This is a genomic window from Paenibacillus daejeonensis DSM 15491 (assembly GCF_000378385.1).
GTDB lineage: Bacteria > Bacillota > Bacilli > Paenibacillales > Paenibacillaceae > Paenibacillus_D > Paenibacillus_D daejeonensis.
Genome location: NZ_KB899690.1, coordinates 1 through 6,328 on the forward strand (window position 1 = coordinate 1; position 6,328 = coordinate 6,328).

General features: G+C 51.4%; 4 protein-coding genes. 1 reads left to right on the forward strand and 3 read right to left on the reverse strand.

Annotated elements, in window-relative coordinates; all coding sequences use genetic code 11:
* Positions 1-602: 602 nt before the first annotated feature.
* The 3 genes from F556_RS0132755 to F556_RS0132765 form a co-directional block, all read right to left on the reverse strand.
* A complete protein-coding gene (locus tag F556_RS0132755) occupies positions 603-1,481 on the reverse strand; it encodes a carbohydrate ABC transporter permease (RefSeq protein ID WP_020621234.1) in 879 nt (292 codons plus the stop codon).
* Between the two features lie 16 nt (positions 1,482-1,497).
* Positions 1,498-2,487: a carbohydrate ABC transporter permease gene (locus F556_RS0132760; RefSeq protein WP_020621235.1), complete on the reverse strand. Its 990-nt coding sequence runs from the start codon at positions 2,485-2,487 to the stop codon at positions 1,498-1,500.
* A gap of 221 nt (positions 2,488-2,708) precedes the next feature.
* On the reverse strand, positions 2,709-4,019 hold the full coding sequence (locus tag F556_RS0132765) for an ABC transporter substrate-binding protein (RefSeq protein WP_020621236.1): 1,311 nt from the start codon (positions 4,017-4,019) through the stop codon (positions 2,709-2,711).
* Between the two features lie 193 nt (positions 4,020-4,212).
* Here F556_RS0132765 and F556_RS0132770 point away from each other — a divergent pair, with 193 nt between their 5' ends.
* The gene (locus F556_RS0132770) at positions 4,213-5,229 is read left to right on the forward strand and encodes a LacI family DNA-binding transcriptional regulator (protein WP_020621237.1); all 1,017 of its coding nucleotides are present in this window, start codon (positions 4,213-4,215) and stop codon (positions 5,227-5,229) included.
* The last annotated feature ends 1,099 nt before the right edge of the window (positions 5,230-6,328 follow it).

The following is a 6,328-nucleotide window of genomic DNA, read 5'->3' on the forward strand; positions in this document are numbered from 1 at the left end:
AGAACAATGAGCTCAAGAACCATTGCGGTCTGGGTAAGGTGTGGACCTGCAGCAAAGAAGCAGCTGCAATTAAAGCGCATCTTGCCGGCATCGTCGTCAACCTCAAAAGGGTCTCCAGGCGCTTTTCGCCTCCCGGTTCGGGGTTAATTAGACATGCAATTTGAGCCAAAACCCACGCACCAACCTCCTCAAACCTAGACTACCTGAAGACCTCTTCCATGCCTGTTTTTCGATATTTCCGCACATATTCTCATTTATTCATAGTTGATAGACAGTCACTATATGGCCGTTACGTTTCTAAACTATCCATTTTGAGCGAAATAGCTGCCGTGGTGGCCGTTACATTTAGAACGTCTATAGGTGCCACACTCTCCCCTCGCGGGGCTGTCGCTCTAACGGCCACAGTGGCGCTTATTTCCTATTTTTTGCGGCTCTCCCACATCTAACGGCCATGAGTGCGCTTATTATAGTGAAAACACGAGAAATTAGGTCCCGATAGGTGCAATAGCGGCTTATATGGCCGTTACGTTTCTAAACTATCCATTTTGAGCGAAATAGCTGCCTTGGTGGCCGTTACATTTGTAGCGTATCTAGTTTCCACCTTAGTCCTTGATCCCCGTGAACGTAATGCCTTCAATAAAGTAGCGTTGCGCAGCGAAGAACAAGATGATGACTGGCAGTGCCACCAGGGTGGACATGGCCATCAGATAGTTCCATTGCGGCGCCTCGTTGATCCCGCCCATGAAGAAGTACATCCCCAGATTCATCGTGTACAATTTGCTGTCGGTGAGGTACACCAACGGGCCCAGGAAGTCGTTCCAGTAGCCCCGGAATGCGAAGATCCCCACGGCCAGCAGCGCTGGTTTAATCTGAGGCAGCATCACATAATAGAACGTTTGGAAGAAATTCGCGCCATCCATCTCTGCTGCATCGTCCAGCTCCCGGGGAAGCGTCATGAAGAATTGACGGAGCAGGAAAATATAGAATGGCCCCCACGCTGTCCAGGCCCGCAACACCATCGGGTCAAACTCACCGACCAGACCCAGCTGCTGCCAGATCAGGAAGGTTGGAATCAGCGTTACATGAAAGGGTAGCATCATTGTGGCCAGCAAGACCAGGAAAATAAAGGTACTCCCTGGAAAGCGAAATCTGGCAAACCCGTACGCAACCACGGTCGAGCTGACGAGTTCGGCGGTCAAGCCGAGTACGACGATGAACACGGTATTGGTTAGATATAGGGTGAACGGCCTTGCCGTCCAGGCTTCGGCGAAATTGTTCCATTGCGGCGGATCCGGTATAAACTGTGGCGGCCATGCGAAGATATCGCCGTCCGCCTGCAGCGCGGTTGAGATCATCCAGAAGAAGGGGACCAGAATAACAACCGCCAGCAAAGTAATCACGATATAAATAAGCAGTCGTTTGAGTCCTTTTGAACCTCCAGCTTGTGTAGAGGACGACTGACTTGTTGTGCTGTTCGACATCGTTATCTCCTCCTCCCTAGCGCTTGACGTCCGACTCGTAGTGTACCCATGCCGGGCTGGACCGGAAGACCAGCAGCGTCATCACCAGAATGATCAGGAACAGCACCCATGCGATTGCGGATGCTTCGCCCATCGCCATTTGCGTGAAGCCACGCTCATAGACGAGCTGATTCATGAATTTGCCCGCACCTGTGGTCGGTCGTACAAACATGGCAACGGTAAAGATCTGCAGCGCTCCGATCATCCCCATGATGACCTGCAGCAGAATAACCGGTGAAATCTGGGGTACCGTAATATTTTTAAACTTCGTAAATGCACCTGCGCCATCAATCTCCGCCGCCTCATAGAGAGAGCGTGGCACACCTTGTAGTCCAGCGAGGAAGACGACCGTGTTCACGCCGAAAATGCCCCATAGACTCATAATAATGAAGGCCGGCAGCACGTAGTTCGGATCCCCGAACCAATTGGGTGTATCCAAGCCGAACAAGTTAAAGGCTGGAGACATCGCGAAGTTGATAATGCCCGTCTCGCTGTTGAACATCCAACGCCAGATCAAGGCTACCGCCACCTCCGGCATGACCGCCGGCAGGAAGTAGATGGTCCGGAACGTCCCAATGCCCTTCAGCTTGTTATTCAACAGCATCGCTACCAGCAGGGCGCCAACGACACCGAGGGGTAGGGACAGCAACGCATAGAGCAGTGTAATTCGAATCGACGGCCAGAACTCCACATCCGTCGTGAACAGCTTCACGTAGTTATCGAGACCGATCCAGCGGCTCCCGCCGAAAATGCTCGATTGCGTAAAGCTGAGGTACAGCGAGTTAAATAAGGGGTACAACGTAAATACGAGAAAACCGACGATCCAAGGCGATATCAACGCCAGACCGATCGCCTGCCGCTTGCTCCATCTCAAACGCGTGGCGATAAAATAAATCACAAAGCCGATGCCTAGCAGTAAGACCGGCAATACGCCCCAACGGACAAGCGTCCCCATATAATTATTCATGCAATTCTCACCTCGCCCAATGAAATCCCCGCCTTCCCTTTACCTTGCGGGGCCGGATACCAAAAAGCGGTCCTAATTAAGGTGAAACGGCTGCCTTCGCCCATTAAGCTTAATGGAACACTCACGATGCCAGTTTGCTTGGCAGCACGCTAGGTCTCAGCTCGTTTCATTCAAGCAACAGGGAGGCACGAATGGTGCCTCCCTATGCTGTAACCATCAAATTATTGCATTGCATTCTCCAGCAGTGGCTTGACCTGCGGGATCAAGTCGAGCGGATCGGCACCCGAGTTGACCATCGGATCGATTAGCTGCGTTGTGAATACATTGTCCCAGTTCGGGTATTGCTCGGAGTACAGATACGGACGTGCATATTCCATGGATGCAATAATCGCCTCCAGGGACTGCGCTTTCTGCGGATGCATTTCCTGCAACGTCTCTAGATCACCTAGCGACACACGCGGAGGCATGATCTTCCAGTGGTGAATCGCATCCGTCAGGTCGACGAGCGCATCAAATGCCGCATCGGGATTGTTTGTCTTGGAGTTAATCCCCATACCCAGTACATCAGCGAAGGTAGCATGCGTACCATCTGGGCCTGCAGGTACCATGAAGGCTTCGACATTCTCTACAGTAGAATCGAGATCATCAGCCGCGCCACCCATGAACATGGCAACTTGACCATTGCGGAACATCGTATCGAATCCGCGGTCTCGAATGAGCGACTGGGAAGGAGTCAACGGACCGTTCAACAATTCGGCGTAGAACTGCATCGCCTCCGTCGCTTCAGGTGAATCAATCGGCGATTCACCATCCTCGGTCAGCACTTCTCCACCATTTTGCCAGACGAACATCTGGATTGGCGGCCAGCCGTTCAACGTGAAGCCCCACTGGACCGTATTGCTGGCATTAAAGCCATCATCACCAGGGTTGTTGCCATTACCATCCTTAGTTAGAGCAGTCATAGCTGCTGAAAAATCCTCCCAGGTCCAGTTCTCATCCGGGTAGCTCAGCTCTGCCTCATCGAACAGTCCTTTGTTGACGTACATCATGATTGGCTGCTGCAGCCAAGGCAGGCCGAACTGTTGCCCCTCGTGCGTGAAGGGTTGAAGAGAAGCCTCATAATAATCGTCCATCTGGGCAGCCGGATGATCCGAAGCTTCCAGACGATCTGTAATGTCCAGCATTGCGCCTTGAGCCGAGAATTGCGCCGCTCGCTGTGCGCTAATCCAGAACAGATCCGGACCGGAATTGCCCGACAACTGCGTAATAATGCGTGTGTCATACTCTGCCGGATTCGAATCCTGAACAAGGGTATACGTTGTCGAATTGGCATTCAGCTCATCAATAATTGCCTGCAGCTCATTGGCTTCCTCATTACCAGCCCAAGTGGCCAGACGAACCTCGACTTTATCACCAGACGATTGTCCGGTCTCGCCCCCGTTGGTACCTGGATTGCTGTTGTTTCCACATGCTGCCAAGACAAGCGAAGAGGATAGCAACAGGACAGCGGTGGTGGAGTAACGTTTTTTCAAGTGAAAGACCTCCGTTTTCTCTATATTTGTAATTCATAATTACTGTAATGTAACGTTACTTTTTGATTACATCTGCATTATATCGAGTATTGATAACGCTGTCAACGTTTAGAAGCACTTTACAATTAAAAATATAACCTGTATTATGTTTTGTAACGTTACAAATATCGGAATGGAAAGGGTTTGTGTAAGGATGCACAAGAAAATTGTGATGCAAGATATTGCGGATCGTCTGCAGCTCTCGAAGAACTCCGTGTCACAAGCCTTGACCGGCAAGGACGGGGTCAGCGAGGAGACCCGCCGCTTGATTGTGAAGACCGCCCAGGAGATGGGCTACAATTATAAAGGGAAGATCTCGGAACGAAAAGCCGCACCGACTCGGCGGATTGGTCTGATCGCTTCGGAGTATGCGTTTTCGATGGAGAATTTTTTTGGCAAGATCTATATTGATGTCGAACGGGAAGCGCAGAAGCATAATCTCAATCTGCAGATTCAATCGATCTCGCCAGCCATGCGTGATGAGCTAACGCTCCCCGCTTTTCTGGCGGATAACGAGGTGGACGGTCTGCTCGTGTTGTCTCATATCAGCACACCTTATATTGAACGCATTCTGAGCGAGCGCGTGCCCACCGTGCTAATTGACCATCATCACCCGCTTCTCCATACGGATGCTATTCTGACCAACAACCGGTTTGGCGCCTACATGGCGGTGAAGCATCTGCTGGATCTGGGACATACGGAGATCGGGATCATCGGCAATGTGGACGCGTCTCCCAGTTATCAGGAACGGTACGAAGGCTATCTGCTGGCGCTCCGGGAACAAGGTATTAAACCGTCGGAGTCGCTTATGTATGTCCATGTCCCTGAGGAAGCATCAGCGATTCAGCATGTGTTGCAGCAAGCGGGCGATACACCCACGGCCTGGTTCGGAATGAATGACGGGTTTGCCTATTATGTCTGCAATGCCCTGCGCACCACAGGCAAGAGCATCCCGGAGGACATCTCCATCTGCGGCTTCGACCATACGCATTTCTCGGATATGTGCCATCCTAAGCTGACCACCATGGAGATCGACATCGGCCAGTTCGCGCGCAAGGCGCTCCACCAGCTGATGTGGCGCATGGATAACCCGGACGAAGTCTACCAGGAGATTCTTCTCCCGACCCGACTGTTACCGCGCGATTCGACGGGGCCTGTACGGAAACGGTAAAAATTTGCAGGTTATATAGTATAAAGTACCCAGAGTGAGCGAATAAAAAACACCAAGACTCGAAGAAATCAAACCTTGGCGGATTAGAGTTGGTTTCATTGGGGATGAAGGAGCAGTTGCTCCTGATGGTTAGTGTTCTGAGGGACTGCGCTCCGGGGGGCTGTGTTCTGGTGGACGGTGCTCTGATGGGATGGGCTCTGAGGAACCGCGCTCTGGGGGACGGCAAGGAATGAAACTTAGACACGCTTAGTTACCGGGTTGGACGAGCATAGGTGGCAGGTTTAAACGAGCGAGGCTTTCTGGCAGAGGTGTAACGGTGCTGGAGAGCTTTTTTGAGTTGAGCGGGCGAAGTCAGTGGACAGTGCATCTGGCAGGCTGCCCGCGGCATGCAGTATACGGGGCCTATGGATCTGGAGGCGTATCGTGGTCGCGGACTGCTTGGCCGGTACTCGGCAAGTCGAGCACAGCGTGAGTTAGCAAGTATAGAGCGACGAGCAACTCTAGCACAGCAAGAGCAAATCAAGAGCGTCATCGGAATCTTGTTCTCGATTGTAATTTATCGCACTTCATCGAGAAGCATGAACCGCGATTGCTCAAGCTGACGTACGGTCATAGCGGGTACACACATGGGTAGCGTCAGCACATCACCTTGACTCTAACGGCCACCAGCGCAGCTATTTGAACAAAAATCATCGGTTTGGAATTCTAACGGACGTGAGCGCAGTTATTCACGTATAGTCAGCCCAATCACACCCCATCTGGAGCAGATAAGTGCATATATGGCCGTTAGCCGAACCAGACACCAGTAATCTTGCAAAGAAGTTCACATGTTAGCCCGAAGGGAAATTTTACAAAAGAGAGAGGTTCCTTTACCGTAATGTTAGGAAGACAAGACGGAAAGGAACCTCTATGGTTAGCATAACGAAGCGAAACGTGTTGAGTCAAGTGCTGGGCATTATGGATCGATCCGCAAAAGCTTGGTTGTCGGATCGGTATGGGAAAAAGTTGTTTCTTGGGAAGACAGCGGTGTTATTTCTTGAAGCGATCTTAGCTAAACGTAAGAGTGTAGACGAAATTGCGGCGCATCTGGGTAGCAATC

Bases quoted from the DNA above. Each gene is read 5' to 3' on its own strand.
- F556_RS0132755 (WP_020621234.1), bottom strand. From the start codon at position 1,481: ATGTCGAACAGCACAACAAGTCAGTCGTCCTCTACACAAGCTGGAGGT.
- F556_RS0132770 (WP_020621237.1), top strand. From the start codon at position 4,213: ATGCACAAGAAAATTGTGATGCAAGATATTGCGGATCGTCTGCAGCTC.
- F556_RS0132760 (WP_020621235.1), bottom strand. From the start codon at position 2,487: ATGAATAATTATATGGGGACGCTTGTCCGTTGGGGCGTATTGCCGGTC.